The following is a 16,705-nucleotide window of genomic DNA, read 5'->3' as shown; positions in this document are numbered from 1 at the left end:
ATCTGCCGAGACTACTCGGCGGAAACCTTCTGCTCCTCGGGGCGGATGATCTTGGTGCGCATGATCGTCTCGTTGAGGCTCAGCTGGCGGTCGAGCTCGGAAGCCACGGCCGGGGTCGCGGTGAAGTTGACGACGGCGTAGATGCCCTCGGTCTTCTTCTGGATCTCGTACGCGAGGCGCCGGCGTCCCCAGATATCCACCTTGTCCACGGTGCCGCCGCCATTGCGGACGACATTGAGGAACTTCTCGAGTGTTGGGTCGATGGAGCGTTCCTCGACATCGGGGTCGATGATTACCATCAATTCATATGCACGCATGTGTGAACCCACCTCCTCTGGGCTAAGCGGTCGCGGTCTTTCCGCAACAGGAGGTTCTTTAGCGTTGATCCGGCCGCCGTCCGCGGTATTTACCACCGACGGCCTCTGGCACAGACGTACCAATGTTACCGGACGATCCGACGGGGGCGAACACCCGCCTACCGGACGCCGCGGAAGAACGCGGCAGTGGCGGCGGCGAGGTACCCGGGGTCGTCGACGCCACAGAGTTCCCGCGCGGAATGCATCGACAGCAACGGCGTTCCGACGTCGACGGTCCGGATACCCAGCCTCGTAGCCGTCAGCGGTCCGATCGTGGACCCGCAGGGCATGACGTTGTTCGAGACGAACTCCTGGTAGGGCACGCCGCCGGCGCGGCACAGTTCGGCCCAGTAGGCGGCGCCCGGCGCGTCCGTGGTGTACCGCTGGTTGGCATTGATCTTCAGGAGCGGACCCCCGTTGAGGACCGGCAGGTTCGCGGGGTCGTGCCGCTCCGCGTAATTCGGGTGCACGGCGTGGCCGGCGTCGGCGGAGACGCAGAACGACGACGCCAGCGCACGCAGGCGCTCCTCCGTGCCCGCCCCGAGACCGAGCGAGATGCGCAGCAGCATGTCCTCGAGGAACGGTCCGCTCGCACCGGACCGGGAGCCGCTGCCCACCTCCTCGTGATCGAACGCCGCGAGGACGGCGACCGGTCCGTCGGCGTGCTCGTCGGACGCAGCGGTGATGATCGCCGCCAGGCCTGCATGCACCGAGGAGAGGTTGTCGAGCCGGCCCGACGCGAAGAACTCGCCCTGCGCGCCGAAGACGCGGGGTTCCTGCGTGTCGGCGACCACGACGTCGAACCCGCCCACCTCGCGCGGGTCGATCCCGGCACTGCCGGCGAGGAGCCCGAGGAGATCCGCGTCCGCAGGATCTCCGAGCCCCCATACCGGGTTCATGTGGCGTTGCTTGTCGAGGGCGAGGCCGTCGTTGACCGCGCGGTCGAGATGGATGGCCAGTTGCGGGAAGCGCAGCAGCGGTCCCGTGGCGACGAGGTGCTCGCTGCCGTCCCGCAGCGTCAGCCGGCCGGCGAGCGCGAGCTCGCGGTCGAGCCAGGAGTTCAGGAGCGGCCCGCCGTACACCTCGACGCCGGCCTGGAGCCAGCCGTACTTGCCTGTGGTGGGTCTGGGCTTGAGCTTGAACGACGGCGAATCGGTGTGGGCTCCGAGGATGTGGAACCCGGTGGTGGGGCCGGCGCCCGAAGGCACGGTCCACGCGATGAGCGCGCCGTCGCGGCGGACGAAGTACCGGCCGGCCCCGCCCTCCCAGGCGTCCTGTTCCGCCAGTTCGCGGAAGCCGGCGGCGGCGAGCCGACGGCCACCCTCGGCCACGGCGTGGAAACTCGACGGCGACGCCGCGACGTAGGCGCCGAGGTCCTGGATGTGCGCGGGTGCTGGGGTCATCCTCCGATTGAACCAGATCGGCAGGGGCGGCATCCGGCGAGCGGCACCGAACCTCCGCTCCGGTTCGACTTCGCCATTCCTTCGGGTTCTCGCCGGGTCTTCGGTCTTCCTTCGAGGTTCACCCAGTGGTGGGTTCAGCTTCCCCGAGCAGAGTGGGTCCCAGAAGAACCGGGGCCCGCTGGGGGTGCCGGAGGGCACGCCCCGAAGTCACAGGAAAAGGGTCTCACCATGGCACGCACCGCAACCAGCGCTCGCTCCTCGCGCATCGGCCTGACGTCCACCTCCGGCAAGGTCCTGGCCTCCGTCGCCCTGCTCGGCGTCGCGGCCTCCGTCGCGGGCCTCGGTACGTACGGCTCCTTCACCTCCACCACCTCCGCCAGCGAGACCGTCACCGCCGGCACCGTCGACGTCCAGCTCGGCGCCGCCGGCACCACGGCCAACCGCCTCACCGTCGCCGCGACCGGCGTCATCCCCGGCGACACCATCCAGCGCGCCGCGACCCTCACCAACGCCGGCAACCAGAACTTCGGTGCCGTGACCCTCAGCACCACCGCCGTCGGCACCCCCACCCTGCTCACCACCGACGCCCTCAACGGCCTCCAGGTCGCCGTCGACGCCTGCACCGTCCCCTGGACCGAGACCGGCACCGCCCCCGCCTACACCTACACCTGTGCCGGCACCACCACCACGGTCCTGCCCACGCGCCCCATCATCGGCACCGACATCGCCCTGACGAACCTCGCCTCGATCACCACCGCCAAGGCCGACAACCTCCGCGTCACCGCGACCCTGCCCACCACCGCGGGCAACACCTTCCAGGGCCTCACCAGCACCGTCAACCTCGCCTTCACCGCCACCCAGCGGGCGGCCACCAACCGCTGACCCCTGCCACCAGCACCCGTCCGGGTGTCCCGCCGAATCGCGAGAACCGCACGAGGAAGGAGGACCATGGGCCGGCGCCGCAGACCGCGCCGCGTCCGCTTCCTCGTGCGGGTGCTGATCGGCGTCGTGCTCTCCACCTGGCTGCCGACGGCGGCGCAGGCCGCGTTCACCGACGCGGACGCCGCCCCGGTGGCGGTCGGGACCTACGCCGTTCCCGCGCCGGCAAGCATCACGGGTACCTTCAGCTGCCAGAACAACCGACTCTCCATGTCGGTGACGCTGACCGACTTCGGCGCGGTTCATCGCGCCACGGCCTACACCGTCACGCTGACCGCCCCGAACGGGCAGGTGACTGCCAACAGCCTCCCGGCCGGGACGCGGGCGACCACGATCACCCGTACGTCCACGACGGTCGGCACCTACACGCTGCGCGTCCGCGCGAGCGTCGGCACCTGGACGGGCCAGAACCTCGAGCGCGTACTCGCCTGCCCCTGACCGACCGGCGGCGCGGCGTCAGTGGGCCGGCCCGGGCACCACGATCCCGTTCTCGTAGGCGTACACCACGGCCTGCACGCGGTCGCGCAGGTCCAGCTTCGTGAGGATGCGCCGCACGTGCGTCTTGATCGTCGCCTCCGACAGGAAGAACAGGGCTGCGAGCTCGGCGTTGGAGAGGCCTCCGGCGATCGCCTCGAGCACCTCACGCTCCCGCGGCGTCAGCTCGGCGAGCCGCCGGTCGGGGACCGCCGTCGCAGTATGTGCCGGTGGCAGGGATCGCACGTAGGTCTCGAGCAACCGCTGGGTGACCCGTGGGGCGACCACGGCGTCCCCGCTCGCGACGATCCGGACGGCGTGCACCAGCTCCTCCGGCGCCACGTCCTTCAGCAGGAACGCCGATGCACCGGCCTGGAGGCCGGAGAACGCGTACTCGTCGAGGTCGAACGTGGTGAGGATGATGATGCGTGCGCCGGAGCCGGACGCGGTGATCCGGCGGGTGGCCTCGATGCCGTCGCCGTGCGGCATGCGTACGTCCATCAGCACGACGTCGGGCCTCAGGTCCGCAGCGAGACGCACGGCCTCCTCCCCGGTCGAGGCCTCGCCGGCGATCTCGAGGTCCGCCTCGCCCTCGAGGATGAGCCGGAAGCCCATCCGCAGCAGGGGCTGGTCGTCAGCGAGCAGAACCCTGATGGGCGTGCCCGGTGTGCTGTGCTGCGCGGTCATCTTTCTCTTTCCCCCGTTGGGTCCCCGGTCCACCATCGGTGCCGGGGGCTGTCAGTTGCACCTCCACGATCCAGCCGCCGGAGGGGCGGGCTCCGCATTCGACCGAACCGGCGTAGATGGCGGCGCGTTCCCGCATGCCGGCGATCCCCTGCCCCGAGCCGAGGGACACGGCAGGCCCCATGGCGCCCCTGCCGTCGTCGGCGACGCGCAGGGAGACCGCGTCCCCGGTCCGGGCGATCGAGATGTCCACCAGAGTAACCCCCTTGCCGTACCGCAGGACATTGGTCAGCGACTCCTGGAGGATCCGGTACACCGTCAGCTGGAAGGCCGGGTCGTCCGGCAGCCCCGGTCCGCTGGTGGTCACCCTGAGCGGCAGGCCCGCGGCACGGAAGCCGTCGAGGAGTTGCGCGAGGGAGCTCGATGCCGGGAGCGGGGCGAGGGACTCGCTGGGGGCCTCGGCCCGGAGGACCCCGAGGACCCGCCGCATGTCGGCGATGGCCGTGCGGCCCGTGCCGGACAGCTCGCGCAGCACGGCGGCGGCCCGGCCGGGGTCACGCTTCATGACGACGGCGGCGCCGTCGGACAGGGCCACCATGACCGTCAGCGAATGCGCGACGACGTCGTGCATCTCGCGCGCGATCCGGTTCCGCTCCCCCGCGGACGCCAGCTCGGCATTGCGGGTGGCCCATTCGCGCAGTTCGCTCTCGTGTTCGCGGTCCCGCCGCACGGTGACGCCGACGCCGACGGCGACGGCGAGGAACATGACGATGAAGCCGCTGAGGAGCCACATCACGCCCGGTGCGCCGTCGAACGCGCTGGAGGGCAGGAGGAACAGGGTGCTGACCGAGAAGACGATCGCCGCAGCGGCCGCGACGAGCGCCGTCCGCAACGGGTAGATCGCGGCCACCGTGTACAGGGCGAACATGGTCGCTATGCCGCTGCTGCCCCCACCCTCGGTCAAGACGCTGACGGGGACGTCGAGGACGGAGACGAACGCGAGGACCAGCAGCGGCCGGTCGCGGCGGAAGGCCAGCGCCGCGGAGGCGAGGACCACGCCGGGAAGGCCGAGCCAGTTGTCGGAGTCGATGATCAGGAACAGCGCGCCGGGGAAGGAGAAGAGGACGAACACCAGGACGACGGCGGCGTCCATGGCCCTCGGATGCTTGCGGAAGTACCTCCGGAACGGGCCCAGGCGGCGGGCGTTCAGTTCCGTGAAGGAGACCGCGGGCGTGCGCTCCGCGGCCTCCCTCACCGGGGGGATCTCATTCAAGGGTCGGGTCCATGGGTGTCGGGCCTGCCTAGACGTCCCGCTTCTGGGTGACCACGAGGGACACCACGAGGAGCACGAGCGCCCAGGCGCCCATCACGAGGCCGCCCTCCCACTGGGTCAGGGCGTCGCTCTGCGTCGTGATGGCGACGAGCTGGTCGCCCGCGTTCGTGGGCAGGAAGCGGGCGGCGTCGGGAATCCAGTCGGCCAGTCCGGAGAGGAGGTTCACGATGATCAGGGGGACCACGAAGAACAGCGCGACGGCGGTGACCACCCCGCCGGCCGTGTTGCGCAGGAGCGTGCCGATGGCCATCGAGATGATGGCGATGAGCGCGAGGTAGGTGCCCGTGTTGACGATGCTCGGGAGGACCCCGTCCGTGGTGAGGCCGAAGTCCAGGTCCCCGCCGAGGATGGGCTGTGCCACCAGGTAGGAGAGGAACGCGGATCCGGCGCCGATGACGAAGGCGATCGCCGCGATGATGACGTTCTTGGCCAGCAGGGCCGGCATGCGCTTGGGCACGGCGACCATGGTGGAGCGGATCATGCCGGTCGCCCACTCGGACGCGATCAGCACGACGGCCAGCGACGCGATGAGCAGCTGCCCGAAGATCAGTCCGGACGAGGGGATCATCCACGCCTGCTCGGCGGCATTGAAGCCCTCCATGCCGGGGCCGCCCGGGCCCCCCTGCGGTGCTCCGGCCGACTGGATCTCGTCCTGCGTGATCGAGATGGCCCAGGACGCGAGTGCGGCGAGTCCTACCATCACGACGACGGTCGAGACGATGAGGATGACGGTCGAGGGGACGGTGGTGACCTTGATCCATTCGGACTTCAGGACCCGGCCGAAGTTCACGCCCGATCCGGAGTCGCGGTTCTGCCGGGGCCGCTGCTGGGCGGGGGCCGGTGAGGTCGACGTTGCCATGGTCAGCGTCCTTCCAGTGGTGCGGCAGCCTGGTCGGCCGTCGGCAGGTCGTGCGAGTGGTACTCGACTTCGGTCTGGGTGAGCTCCATGTAGGCATCCTCGAGGGATACCTGGAGCGGCGTGAGTTCGTACACGAGGACGCGCTCGCGCAGGGCGATCTCCGCGATGCGGCGGGGGTCGACGCCGGTGATCTCGACCAGTTCGGGTTCGAGGACCTGCGCCGTGACTCCCTCGCCGGCGAGGCTGCCGAGGAGGTCCTGCGGCCGGTCGGCCCGCACCCGGACCCGGGCCTTGCCCTGTCCGTCGATGATCGACTGGATGGGGGCGTCGGCGATGATCCGGCCGCGCCCGATCACGATCAGGTGGTCGGCGGTCAGGGCCATCTCCGACATGAGGTGCGAGGAGAGGAAGACCGTGCGGCCCTCCGCCGCGAGACCCTTGGACAGGTGCCGGACCCACTGCACGCCCTCCGGGTCGAGGCCGTTCACCGGCTCGTCGAGGATCACCGTGTGGGGGTCGCCGAGGAGGGCCGCCGCGATTCCGAGGCGCTGTCCCATGCCGAGGGAGAAGCCGCCGACACGCTTCTTCGCCACGGGTCCGAGGCCGGTGAGTTCGATGACCTCCTTGACCCGGCTGTTCGGGATGCCGTGGGTGGCCGCCATGGCGCGGAGGTGGTTGTAGGCGGACCGCTTGGTGTGCACGGCCTTTGCGTCGAGGAGGGCGCCGACCTCGCGCAGCGGGGCCCCGTGCTGGGCGTAGGGCCGACCGTTGACGGTGACGCGTCCACCGCTGGGATTGTCGAGGCCCACGATCATGCGCATGGTGGTGGACTTGCCCGCGCCGTTCGGGCCGAGGAAGCCCGTCACCTTGCCGGGCTGCACGGTGAAGGAGACGGCGTCGACGGCGGTCTTCGCGCCGTATCGCTTCGAGAGGGCCTGGGCCTCGATCATGGTGCGTCCTTCGACTGGAGGTGGGGGTCGTCCCGCAGCTGCGGGCCGGTACCACCAACAGTAGGCCTGGGGCCGGTTCCGATCACCGGCCCCAGGGATGATCACGGGGGAAGGGCCCGTACCCCTTTCGGACGACGCCCTCCGGCTAGCGGCTGCTGATGAGCGTGAACTTCCGGATGCACAGGGGCACGAAGACCACGAGCATCAGGGCGGCGCCGATCAGGACGGTCAGGACCGCGTTCTGCATCGGCCAGACGTCGGGGGCCGGCACCGTGCCCGTGTTGCCGAACAGCTCGCGTGCGGCCTGCACGAGGGCCGAGACCGGGTTCCAGTTGGCGAAGGTCTCGAGTGCGCTGGGCAGGTTCTGGGACTGCACGAACGCGTTCGAGATGAACGTGAGCGGGAACAGGATCATGAAGGACGCGTTGTTGATGACCTCGGGGGACTTCACGGACATGCCGAGCAGCGCCATCACCCAGCTGAAGGCGTAGGAGAACAGCAGCAGGAGGCCGAGGCCGGCGAAGAAGCTGCTCATGGACGCGTTGACCCGCCAGCCCACCGCGAATCCCGTGGCCATCATGATGACCACCGAGAGCGCATTGAGCACGAGGTCGCTGTTGGTCCGTCCGATCAGCACCGCGGAGGAGCTCATCGGCAGCGTCCTGAACCGGTCGATGATGCCGTCCTTCAGGTCCTGGGCCATCGCGGACCCCGAGAACGTGGAGCCGAAGATCACCGTCTGCGCGAAGATGCCGGCCATCAGGTACTGCGTGTAGTCGCTCCCCTCCACCTGGATGGATCCGCCGTAGATCTGGCTGAAGAGCAGCACGAACATGATCGGCTGCAGGACGGCGAAGATCAGCATGTCCGGCGAGCGCTTCAGCTTCGTCAGGTTGCGCTTGGTGACGGTCCAGCCGTCGGAGAACCACATGGACAGTTCCGACGGAGCCTCGGAGGCGGGACCCCCTCGGGCCCGGGACCGTGAGTTCTCGGGCTGCCGGCCCTCGGGTGCCAGGACACTCATGCCGCCGCCTCCTTCTGTGTCGCGGGTTCCTGCGTCTCCTCGGTCCGGTGGCCGGTCAGTTTGAGGAAGACGTCATCGAGGCTCGGCCGCCTCATGCCGGCGTCGTGCAGGTCGATGCCGCCCTCGCCGAGATCCGACAGGATGTACTGCAGGGCGCGGGGCCCGTCGGTGACCGCGACCTCCACGGTGCGGCCGTCGCCGCCGACGCTCGGCTCGCCGTCGCCGTGGCGCCCGAGGATCTCGAGGGCACGCGGGGCATCGGCCGAGTCCACGAGCGACACGACGACGCGATGACCGCCGATCTGGGCCTTCAGCTCGTCCGAGGTCCCTTCGGCGATGGTCCTGCCGCCGTCGATCACCGCGATGTCGTCGGAGAGCTGGTCCGCTTCCTCGAGGTACTGGGTGGTCAGGAGCAGGGTGGTGCCGTCATTGACGAGGTCCTTGATGATCCCCCAGAGAGCCAGGCGGCTCCGGGGGTCCAGCCCGGTGGTCGGCTCGTCCAGGAAGAGGATCTTCGGGTTGATCACCAGTGCGCCTGCGAGGTCGATCCGGCGCCGCATGCCGCCGGAGAAGCCCTTGACGGGGCGGTTGCCGGCTTCCGTCAGCTCGAACTGGTCGATGAGCTGCTGCGCCCGGCGCCTCGCCTCGCGGGCGCCGAGGTGGTAGAGCCGGCCCACCATCTCGAGGTTCTCGAGACCGGTCAGTCCTTCGTCGACGGCCGCGTACTGACCGGAGACGCCGATGATGCGCCGTGCGGCCTTCGGGTCCCGCAGCACGTCGATGCCGTCGATGTGCGCGGTGCCGGCCGTCGGCTGGATGAGGGTCGTCAGGATCTTGACCACTGTGGTCTTGCCTGCGCCGTTGGGCCCGAGGAGGGCCTTGACTGTTCCCTGGGGAACGGAGAGATTCATGCCGTCGAGCGCGTGGACGGGTCCGCTCTTCGACGAATAGGTCTTCTTCAGACCTTCTGCCTCGATGATCGCCATTCCAAAAGGGTAGGGCCGGCGGTTCGGGGATCCTAGGGCAGTCGGTCAGTTCCTGTCCGCAATGGGTCGGCGGTCGCCATCGGCCGTTCCCGGGCGGCCGGCGCCACGAGGAAGGAGGCGAGGACGGCGACCCCGACGGCCAGCAGTGCGTTGCGGATACCCACCACGTCGCCGAGGAATCCGATGAGGGGCGGGCCTGCGAGGAATGCCGTGTAGCCGATGGTGGCGACCACCGAGACGCGCGCGGCGGCGTGGTCGGGATCGTCCGCCGCGGCCGACATGCCCATGGGGAATCCGAGCGCTGCGCCCGCGCCCCACAGGATCGCCCCGACGGCGGCGAGCGGCACGTTCGGTGCGGCGACGAAGACCACGAGGCCCGCGAGGGAGGACCCCAGGCTGGCCTGCAGGACGCGGACGCGGCCGAACCGGTCGATCAGGGGGCCGCCCAGGAAGCGCAGCGTCGTCATGGCCGCCACGAACACCGCGAACATGATGGCACCGGTGCTCTCCGAGGTGCCGAGTCCGTCGACGCTCGCCTTCGCCACCCAGTCGTTGGCGGCGCCCTCGGTGAGTGCGGCGCCCAGCACCACCAGGCCGATCAGCAGGGTGCGGGGTTCACCCCATGCCCCGAGCCGCCGCCCGGGCGCGCCGGCGGGACCGCCGTCGGAGGCGCCCTCGGGGACCCCGTCCGCCGTCGTCGTCTCGGGCAGGAAATGGCGGGGCGTCCACAGGGAGACGGCGAGGCTGAGGACGGCCACGGCGACGAGGTGCGCGGAGAGGGACACGCCGACGGCCGACAGTCCCGCGCCGATGAGGGCGCCCACGAACGCACCGCCGCTGAAGGCGGCGTGGAAGCGTGGCATGATCGTCCGCCCCACGAGCCGCTCGACGTCGGCACCCTCGATGTTCTGCCCGACGTCCCACAGGGCGACACCGCAGCCGAAGAGGAACAGCCCGACGGCGACCACCGGCACCGAGACGGTGGTCAGGCCCAGCGCGACGGCGGTTGCGGCGACGGCTGCGGCGGTCCCGCCGATCCGCACGGTGTTCCCGGTGCCCAGGCGTGCCGCGATGATCCCCGCGAGGGGGAGGGACAGCACCGAACCGACGGCGCCCACGAGCAGGAGGCCGCCGATCTGACCGGCCCCGAGTCCCAGCGTGTCCGATGCGGCGGGGATGCGGGCGGCCCAGCTCGCGAAGACGAGACCGTTCAGCCCGAAGATGGAGTAGGTGGCGATCATGGCGGCGCGGACGGCGGGGTTCACCCTGCAACCGTAGGCGGCGGCCGCCGTGCGCCACAATCGGGGCCGTCCGGGACACCACAGGGTTGTCCACAATTTGTGGACAACCCTGTGGACGGGGCTGTGGAAGAGGGGCGGGCGCAGCTCAGCGCGCCCTGACGACCCTGCTCTCGTCCCAGACGGGCTCCTTCGTCTCGTACACCTTGCCGTCGGACCCGAACACGAGGAACCGGTCGAAGCTGCGGGCGAACCAGCGGTCGTGCGTCACGGCCATGACCGTTCCCTCGAACGCGCCGATGGCCCGCTCGAGGGCCTCCGCGGAATGCAGGTCCAGGTTGTCGGTGGGCTCGTCGAGCAGCAGGAGGGTGGCGCCGGAGAGTTCCAGGAGCAGGATCTGCAGCCGTGCCTGCTGGCCACCGGACAGGGAGTCGTAGGGCTGCTCGGCCTGTGGCGCCAGGCCGTAGCGGTCCAGGACGGCGGACGCGGCCTCGCGGCCCAGCCCCGACCGGTGCTCGTCGCCGCGGTGGAGGATGTCCACGAGGGTGCGGCCGAGGAGGTCGGGCCGTGAGTGCGTCTGCGCGAAGAACCCGGGCCGGATGCGCGCGCCGAGCTTCACGCTGCCCTCGTGCGGCACCTCGGCGATGTCGACCTCGGACACCGGCAGGTGCTCCTTGTCCGGGTCGGATCCGCCGGCGGCGAGCAGCCTCAGGAAGTGGGACTTCCCCGAGCCGTTGGAGCCCAGGACACCCACGCGGTCCCCGAACCAGATCTCGGTGCTGAAGGGCTTCATCAGTCCGGTCAGTTCCAGCTTCTGGGCGACGACGGCGCGCTTGGCGGTACGCCCGCCCTGCAGGCGCATGGTCACCTTCTGTTCGAGGGGGATGGCCTCGGGCGGCCCGGCCTCGAGGAACTTCGCGAGGCGCGTCTGCGCGGCGTGGTACCTGTTGGCCATGTCGGAGCGGAACGCGGCCTTGTTCTTGTACATGTTGACGAGTTCCTTGAGCTTGACGTGCTCCTCGTCCCAGCGCTTGCGCAGCTCCTCGAACCGCGCGTTCCGGTCCTCGCGTGCCTTCAGGTACGTCTCGAACCCACCGCCATGGGTCCAGGACGACGCCCCGAGGACCCCGGGCTCAAGGGTGACGATGCGCGTGGCCGCGTTGGCGAGCAGTTCGCGGTCGTGGCTGACGAAGAGCACGGACTTCTTCGACTCCCGCAGCTTCGCCTCCAACCAGCGCTTGCCGGGGACGTCGAGGTAGTTGTCCGGCTCGTCGAGGAGCAGGAACTCGTCGGGGCCGGAGAACAGGGCCTCCAGCACGAGCCGTTTCTGCTCTCCGCCCGAGAGCGAGGACGCCGCCCGGTACTGCGCGCGGTCGAAGGGGATGCCGAGGGCCGCCATGGTGACCTCGTCCCACGTGGTCTCGAGCTCGTAGCCGCCGGCGTCGCCCCAGTCGGCGATGGCCTGGGCGTACTTCATCTGCGTGGGCTCGTCGTCGGCCTCCATCATGGCGAGTTCGGCGTCGTCGATCCGCTGGGCGGCCGCGGAGAGCGCGGGCGGCGCGGCGGACACCAGCAGGTCCCGGACGGTCGTGTCGTCGCGCACCTGGCCGACGAACTGCCGCATGATGCCCATGGACCCGGAGCGGCTCACCACTCCCTCGTCCGGTGCGAGGTCCCCGGAGATGATGCGCAGCAGGGTGGTCTTGCCGGTGCCGTTCGGTCCGATCAGGGCCGTCTTGTGGCCGTCGCCGACCTTGAAGGCCACGCCGTTGAGCAGTTGCCTGCCGTCGGAGAGGAAGTAGTCGATACCGGAGACGTCGAGATGGGCCACGCGTCCAGTCTTCCATCCGGGCACAAACCGGCGGAACCGCGCCGGTCAGTGTGCTGTGTCGCCCGGCATCATGCGGTACCCCACGCCGCGCACCGTCCGGATGAACCGGGGGTTGCTCGTGTCCTCGCCGAGTTTCTTGCGGAGGTTGCGGATGTGGACCTCGACCAGGTGGTGGTCCTGGCTCCAGCCGTCCCCCCACACGCGATTCAGGAGCGCCTCCCGCGTCCACACCCGCTGCGCCCCGGTCAGCAGGGTCTCGAGCAGGTCGAACTCGATGCGTGTCAGCGCGAGTTCCTGCCCGTCCAGGGCGACCACGCGCCCCTCCACGTCCAGGGTCAGTTCGTTGTGGCGCAGCAGGTCGTTCCCGGCCGGTTCCTGCTGCTGCGCCGCAGGGGCTCCCCTGCCGTTGCCGAGGCCGGTGCCGAGGCCGGTGCGGGGCCTGCGGAACATGGCCGAGACGCGTGCCGAGAACTCCCGGGGGCTGAACGGCTTTCCGATGAAGTCGTCCGCGCCGATCTCGAGGCCGATCAGCCGGTCGATCTCGTCCTGCCGGGCCGTCACCATCACGATGTAGGCGTCGCTCACGGCACGGCACTGCCGGCACACCTCGACGCCGTCGAGATCCGGCAGGGTGAGGTCGAGGGTGATCAGGTCGGGCTCGTGCTCCGCCAGGGCGGCCAGTCCGTCGAGCCCCGACCCGGCCTCGATGGTCGTGAAGCCGTTCATGCGCAGCGTGGTCGCCAGCAGTTCACGGATGTCCGGATCGTCCTCGATGATCAGCGCCGTGCGCTGGGAGGTGGGGGCGGACATGGCACAAGAATTCCACAGTCCGGCGCTTTCGGCCGCCCTGAACGGCCGATTTCCTTGAACGAATCTTGAGAAACCGTGTCCTGACGCCCATAGACTGCCGGGATGCCATCGACGACCCTCCGCACGGTGCAGGTGGACGGCCTCACGGTCCGCATCCGCACCACACCGGGACCGGACATCCCGGCCCGTCCGCGCAGCCCGTACGTGCTCGTCCATGGGCTGGGCATGACGCATCGCTACTACGACCGACTCAGCGCGGAACTCGCAGCCGACGCTGCCGTGCTCTCCGTCGACCTGCCGGGGTACGGTCCGTCCCCCCGGCCCCGCACCCACCTCGGCGTCGAGGACCACGCGGGGCTGATCATCAAGGCCCTGGCCGCCCTCGGTATCGACTCCTGCACGTTCGTGGGGCACTCGATGGGTGTGCAGTTCGTCACAGCGGCAGCGTTGAGGGCGCCGGCACTCGCCGAACGGCTGGTCCTGATGGGCCCGGTGGTCGACCGGCAGCGCCGCACCATCCTGCAGCAGGCGGTCTCCCTCGGCCACGACACGTTCCGCGAGAGCCCGTCGGCCAATGCCATCGTCCTCTCGGACTATCTCCGCACGGGGGTGCGCTGGTACGTGCGGCAACTGCTGCCCATGCTGGAATACCCGCTGGAACGCGCCGTCGAGCAGCTCGACCGCCCCGTCCTGGTGCTGCGCGGCGGGCGTGATCCGGTGGCTCGACGGCGGTGGAGCCGGGAGCTGGCGGACTGCGCACGCGACGGTGCGCTGGTGGAGGTCGACGGGCAGGCGCACGTGGTCCAGCACTCCGCGGCGCCCGCCGTCGCGGCGGAGATCATCGCCTTCACCAGGCGTACGACGCGCGTCGGGACGGCGGTCTTGCCACAAGCTTCGGACGGCCCATCGGTAAAACTTGAAGATAGAAGAGCATGATGGAGGTATTGCGGCTGATCCCGTCCCTCTGTTCCACCGGTCAGCGGCAAGGACACGACACCCGGCCGGCGCTGGTCAGCAGTACCGGCCGGGTGTTTCAGCCCCGGAAGGAAAATCTCATGTCTGAACTGGAAGAGTGGTCGACCAGCCGCCTGCTCACCACTGCCGCCCGCCTCGTGGACCACGCGTGGAACGAGAGGCTGCTCGACATCGGGATCACCCATGCCGGTTACACCACCCTCGCCGTCCTCTCACGGCAGGGCACCATGACGGGCGCCAAGCTCGCGCTCGCCGTCCATGTCCAGGCGCAGACGATCGGCAAGACGATCGAGAAGCTCGAGCGGCAGGGGTTCATCTCCCGCATCCGCGACAGCATCGACCGCCGCAGCCAGCGCATCACCATCGCCCCGGCCGGCGTCGAGGCCCTCGCGAAGGCCGAGGACATCGAGCGGACCCTGATGATGGGCGAAGGACTCGAATCCCACGAACTGCGCAACCTCCTGCGCGGCATCATCGGCGAGCTCGCCCCCCAGCGGCAGAAGCCGACGGCCGCCGTCGTCTGAGCGTCCGGCCGGCGGTGACCCCCGCGCCCCGCCTGACCCTCCGGGTCGTCCCGACCGATGGAGCCCATCATGACCGAGCAGATCGTGACGATGGACGGCACGGATCTGTGTTTCGAGACGTTCGGTGATCCGGCCGACGCGACCGTGCTGCTGATCGCCGGAGGAGCGCAGTCCATGGTCTGGTGGGAGACCGGATTCTGTCTCCTGCTGGCCGCGGCCGGCCGGCACGTGGTGCGCTACGACCACCGGGACACCGGCCGGTCCGCCTGCTCACCACCAGGATCCCCGTCGTACGCCGCCCGGGACCTGGTCATCGATCCGTTGCACCTCCTCGACGTACTCCGGGTGGACCGCGCGCATCTCGTCGGCCTGTCCCTGGGCGGGGGCATCGCGCAACTCCTCGCCCTCGGGCATCCCGGCCGCGTGCGGACCCTGTGCCTGGCCTCGACCAGCCCGGCGGTTCCGGCGGAGCGGCCCCGGAACCTGCCCCCGCCCGATCCCCGGGTGAGGGCCGCGTTCTCCGACCCGTTGCCGGAGCCCGACTGGACGGACCGGGACGCGGTGGTCGCCTACCGGGTGGAGGTGGAACGTCCGTACGCGGGAAGCCTCGGGTTCGATGAGGCGCGCTGCCGACGGCTCGCGGCCGAGGAGGTCGACCGGACGCGGGACATGGCCGCCTCGATGACCAATCACTTCCTCCTCGACGAGGAGCCACCCACCTCTGCCCGCCTCGGACAGATCACGGCCCCCACCCTCGTCCTGCACGGCACCACCGACCCGATGTTCCCTCTCGGGCACGGCGAGGCCCTTGCTGCCGAGATCCCGGCCGCCCAGCTCGTCCCGCTGCCGGGGGCCGGGCATCAGCAGCCGCCTCCGCCGCTCTGGGAGCTGGCCGTCGGGGCGATCGGCGAACACACCGGGGAGGCCCGGCCCCGTCGGTCCTACAGGTAGGGCTCCACGTTCTGCTCGAAGGAGCGCTGGATCGCGGTGCTGGCGGTGGCGAAGGCCTTCTCCGGATCACCCTGCTGCAGGATGATGCTCTCGAGCGCCGTCGTCAGTTCCTTGTCGCCGCCGGGGATGAACACGCGGCCCCAGTCCTGGACGCGGGTGGTCTCGAGCTGGTCGACGGCCGTTCGGAACTGCGGTGACTTGGCGTAGACCTCGGTCATGATCTCGCTGTCGCGTGCGGACGTCCGTACGGGCATGTAGCCCGTGTTGGAGGAGAAGTAGGACGTGCTCTCCGTGCTCGTGAGGAACTTGAGGAACATGCCCGCGGCGAGCTGCTGCTCGGGGGTGCGGTCGGCGCTGATGGCCACGCCGGTGCCGCCCGTGGGGCAGGCGGGTCCCTCCGGACCCGCGGGGAGGAACCCGGTACCGACCTCGAACTTCGCGGCCTCGAGGATCCCGGTCAGCGATCCCGTGGAGCCGATCGTGCAGCCCGTCAGGCCTGCACCGAAGTCGGCGACGTTGTCGGTCGCGGCGATGTCGGCGATCCTGTCGTCGAAGATCATCGACTGCACGAACTTCGCGGCGTCGATGGCCTCGGGGGTGTCGAGCGTCATGGTCCACTCGTCCGAGTACGCACCACCGCGGCCCCAGAGGAAATTGCAGAACCACCAGGCAGCCCAGGAGGTGCCCTTGCCGAGGCCGAGCGGCGTGACCGACCCGCCGGCGAGCTTCGGCGCCCACTCCAGGAACTCGTCCCACGTCTCGGGCGAGCGGTCGGGGAGGCCGGCGGCGGCCCAGACGTCCTTGTTGTAGTAGAACAGCGGCGTGGAGCGGGCATACGGTACGGCCCAGTGCGCGTCCTTGAACTCGTAGTCGCCGTACAGGGTCTCGTTGTAGTCCGTGGTGTCGATCTCGAGGTGCTCGGCGAGCTGGTCCACGGGCAGGACCTGCCCGTTGATCATGTAGCGGAACCACCACACGTCACTCGCGACGACGACGTCGGGCCCGTTGCCGGTGCCGGTCGCGGCCTGGAACTTCTGTGCCACCTCGTCGTAGTTGGCTCCGGCCGTCACGAGGTTGACCTTGATGCCGCTCTCCGCCGTGAAGCGCCTGATGAGCTCCTCCTCGACGGGTCTGGAGGCGCCGGGGTGGTTGCTCCACCAGGTGATCTCCTTCGCCGGGGTGACGGCCGCCCAGTCGGTGGCCGCCTCGGTGGCGGCACCGCCGGAGACGTCCGAGCTGACGGACGGGCCGCTGCAGGCCGCCAGTGCTGCGGCGCCGCCGAAGAGTGCTGTGAACTGGAGGAGCTGACGGCGGTCGAGGTCGAGCTGCGGGCGCGGTGACATGGGGACTCCTTGGGAGGTGGGACGG

At 69.9% G+C, this 16,705-nt stretch carries 17 protein-coding genes; 5 read left to right on the top strand and 12 right to left on the bottom strand.

Features of this window, described 5'->3' with window-relative positions:
- Window positions 1-11: 11 nt before the first annotated feature.
- Together rpsF and CXQ97_RS14420 are read right to left on the bottom strand one after the other, a co-directional pair.
- Window positions 12-317 (bottom strand): 30S ribosomal protein S6, encoded by a 306-nt coding sequence (gene rpsF / locus CXQ97_RS14425; RefSeq protein ID WP_043442549.1) that lies wholly within the window; start codon window positions 315-317, stop codon window positions 12-14.
- 158 nt (window positions 318-475) lie between these two features.
- The gene (locus CXQ97_RS14420) at window positions 476-1,759 is read right to left on the bottom strand and encodes a M18 family aminopeptidase (RefSeq protein WP_104181644.1); all 1,284 of its coding nucleotides are present in this window, start codon (window positions 1,757-1,759) and stop codon (window positions 476-478) included.
- Between the two features lie 228 nt (window positions 1,760-1,987).
- On the opposite strand from CXQ97_RS14420, the gene CXQ97_RS14415 reads away from it, so the two are divergent.
- Together CXQ97_RS14415 and CXQ97_RS14410 are read left to right on the top strand one after the other, a co-directional pair.
- Window positions 1,988-2,641: a TasA family protein gene (locus CXQ97_RS14415; protein WP_104181567.1), complete on the top strand. Its 654-nt coding sequence runs from the start codon at window positions 1,988-1,990 to the stop codon at window positions 2,639-2,641.
- Between the two features lie 66 nt (window positions 2,642-2,707).
- The gene (locus CXQ97_RS14410) at window positions 2,708-3,136 is read left to right on the top strand and encodes a hypothetical protein (protein WP_104181566.1); all 429 of its coding nucleotides are present in this window, start codon (window positions 2,708-2,710) and stop codon (window positions 3,134-3,136) included.
- 18 nt (window positions 3,137-3,154) lie between these two features.
- Here the strand turns inward: CXQ97_RS14410 and CXQ97_RS14405 are convergent, their stop codons facing one another.
- From CXQ97_RS14405 to CXQ97_RS14365, 9 genes are all read right to left on the bottom strand, one after another.
- On the bottom strand, window positions 3,155-3,859 hold the full coding sequence (locus CXQ97_RS14405) for a response regulator transcription factor (protein WP_104181565.1): 705 nt from the start codon (window positions 3,857-3,859) through the stop codon (window positions 3,155-3,157).
- On the bottom strand, window positions 3,807-5,129 hold the full coding sequence (locus CXQ97_RS14400) for a sensor histidine kinase (protein WP_258062607.1): 1,323 nt from the start codon (window positions 5,127-5,129) through the stop codon (window positions 3,807-3,809). Before CXQ97_RS14400 ends, CXQ97_RS14405 begins: the two co-directional genes overlap by 53 nt.
- Before the next feature lie 28 nt (window positions 5,130-5,157).
- Window positions 5,158-6,048: an ABC transporter permease subunit gene (locus CXQ97_RS14395; RefSeq protein ID WP_104181564.1), complete on the bottom strand. Its 891-nt coding sequence runs from the start codon at window positions 6,046-6,048 to the stop codon at window positions 5,158-5,160.
- Window positions 6,049-6,050: 2 nt separating this feature from the next.
- Window positions 6,051-6,998 carry an ABC transporter ATP-binding protein gene (locus CXQ97_RS14390; RefSeq protein WP_104181563.1) on the bottom strand — a complete coding sequence of 316 codons (948 nt, stop codon included), beginning with the start codon at window positions 6,996-6,998 and terminating at the stop codon, window positions 6,051-6,053.
- A 145-nt stretch (window positions 6,999-7,143) separates the two neighbouring features.
- Window positions 7,144-7,929, bottom strand: coding sequence for an ABC transporter permease (locus CXQ97_RS14385; protein ID WP_104181642.1), 786 nt, complete (start codon window positions 7,927-7,929; stop codon window positions 7,144-7,146).
- 89 nt (window positions 7,930-8,018) lie between these two features.
- Window positions 8,019-9,008, bottom strand: a complete 990-nt coding sequence (locus CXQ97_RS14380) for an ATP-binding cassette domain-containing protein (protein ID WP_104181562.1) — start codon at window positions 9,006-9,008, stop codon at window positions 8,019-8,021.
- Window positions 9,009-9,040: 32 nt separating this feature from the next.
- Complete coding sequence (locus tag CXQ97_RS14375) at window positions 9,041-10,273, bottom strand: MFS transporter (protein WP_368784499.1); 1,233 nt, start codon at window positions 10,271-10,273, stop codon at window positions 9,041-9,043.
- A 121-nt stretch (window positions 10,274-10,394) separates the two neighbouring features.
- Window positions 10,395-12,077 (bottom strand): ABC-F family ATP-binding cassette domain-containing protein, encoded by a 1,683-nt coding sequence (locus CXQ97_RS14370; protein ID WP_104181561.1) that lies wholly within the window; start codon window positions 12,075-12,077, stop codon window positions 10,395-10,397.
- Window positions 12,078-12,122: 45 nt separating this feature from the next.
- On the bottom strand, window positions 12,123-12,887 hold the full coding sequence (locus CXQ97_RS14365) for a response regulator transcription factor (RefSeq protein ID WP_104181560.1): 765 nt from the start codon (window positions 12,885-12,887) through the stop codon (window positions 12,123-12,125).
- A gap of 102 nt (window positions 12,888-12,989) precedes the next feature.
- Between CXQ97_RS14365 and CXQ97_RS14360 the strand changes: the two genes are divergently transcribed.
- The 3 genes from CXQ97_RS14360 (at window position 12,990) to CXQ97_RS14350 (ending at window position 15,337) form a co-directional block, all read left to right on the top strand.
- Window positions 12,990-13,823 (top strand): alpha/beta fold hydrolase, encoded by an 834-nt coding sequence (locus CXQ97_RS14360; RefSeq protein ID WP_104181559.1) that lies wholly within the window; start codon window positions 12,990-12,992, stop codon window positions 13,821-13,823.
- A 119-nt stretch (window positions 13,824-13,942) separates the two neighbouring features.
- On the top strand, window positions 13,943-14,386 hold the full coding sequence (locus CXQ97_RS14355; RefSeq protein WP_104181558.1) for a MarR family winged helix-turn-helix transcriptional regulator: 444 nt from the start codon (window positions 13,943-13,945) through the stop codon (window positions 14,384-14,386).
- Between the two features lie 69 nt (window positions 14,387-14,455).
- A complete protein-coding gene (locus tag CXQ97_RS14350; RefSeq protein ID WP_104181557.1) occupies window positions 14,456-15,337 on the top strand; it encodes an alpha/beta fold hydrolase in 882 nt (293 codons plus the stop codon).
- On the opposite strand, the gene CXQ97_RS14345 is transcribed toward CXQ97_RS14350, so the two are convergent.
- Window positions 15,328-16,680, bottom strand: a complete 1,353-nt coding sequence (locus CXQ97_RS14345) for an ABC transporter substrate-binding protein (RefSeq protein WP_104181556.1) — start codon at window positions 16,678-16,680, stop codon at window positions 15,328-15,330. The two genes, CXQ97_RS14350 and CXQ97_RS14345, sit on opposite strands and share 10 nt — an antisense overlap.
- Between the last annotated feature and the right edge of the window lie 25 nt (window positions 16,681-16,705).

Origin of the sequence: Arthrobacter sp. B0490, from assembly GCF_002929355.1 — a bacterium.
In the GTDB taxonomy this organism is placed as follows: Bacteria; Actinomycetota; Actinomycetes; order Actinomycetales; family Micrococcaceae; genus Arthrobacter_D.
This window is presented reverse-complemented; position numbering and strand designations above follow the sequence as displayed.

Coding starts and splice junctions, on each gene's coding strand:
- rpsF (WP_043442549.1), bottom strand. CDS start 317: ATGCGTGCATATGAATTGATGGTAATCATCGACCCCGATGTCGAGGAA.
- CXQ97_RS14420 (WP_104181644.1), bottom strand. CDS start 1,759: ATGACCCCAGCACCCGCGCACATCCAGGACCTCGGCGCCTACGTCGCG.
- CXQ97_RS14415 (WP_104181567.1), top strand. CDS start 1,988: ATGGCACGCACCGCAACCAGCGCTCGCTCCTCGCGCATCGGCCTGACG.
- CXQ97_RS14410 (WP_104181566.1), top strand. CDS start 2,708: ATGGGCCGGCGCCGCAGACCGCGCCGCGTCCGCTTCCTCGTGCGGGTG.
- CXQ97_RS14405 (WP_104181565.1), bottom strand. CDS start 3,859: ATGACCGCGCAGCACAGCACACCGGGCACGCCCATCAGGGTTCTGCTC.
- CXQ97_RS14395 (WP_104181564.1), bottom strand. CDS start 6,048: ATGGCAACGTCGACCTCACCGGCCCCCGCCCAGCAGCGGCCCCGGCAG.
- CXQ97_RS14390 (WP_104181563.1), bottom strand. CDS start 6,998: ATGATCGAGGCCCAGGCCCTCTCGAAGCGATACGGCGCGAAGACCGCC.
- CXQ97_RS14385 (WP_104181642.1), bottom strand. CDS start 7,929: ATGTGGTTCTCCGACGGCTGGACCGTCACCAAGCGCAACCTGACGAAG.
- CXQ97_RS14380 (WP_104181562.1), bottom strand. CDS start 9,008: ATGGCGATCATCGAGGCAGAAGGTCTGAAGAAGACCTATTCGTCGAAG.
- CXQ97_RS14365 (WP_104181560.1), bottom strand. CDS start 12,887: ATGTCCGCCCCCACCTCCCAGCGCACGGCGCTGATCATCGAGGACGAT.
- CXQ97_RS14360 (WP_104181559.1), top strand. CDS start 12,990: ATGCCATCGACGACCCTCCGCACGGTGCAGGTGGACGGCCTCACGGTC.
- CXQ97_RS14355 (WP_104181558.1), top strand. CDS start 13,943: ATGTCTGAACTGGAAGAGTGGTCGACCAGCCGCCTGCTCACCACTGCC.
- CXQ97_RS14350 (WP_104181557.1), top strand. CDS start 14,456: ATGACCGAGCAGATCGTGACGATGGACGGCACGGATCTGTGTTTCGAG.
- CXQ97_RS14345 (WP_104181556.1), bottom strand. CDS start 16,680: ATGTCACCGCGCCCGCAGCTCGACCTCGACCGCCGTCAGCTCCTCCAG.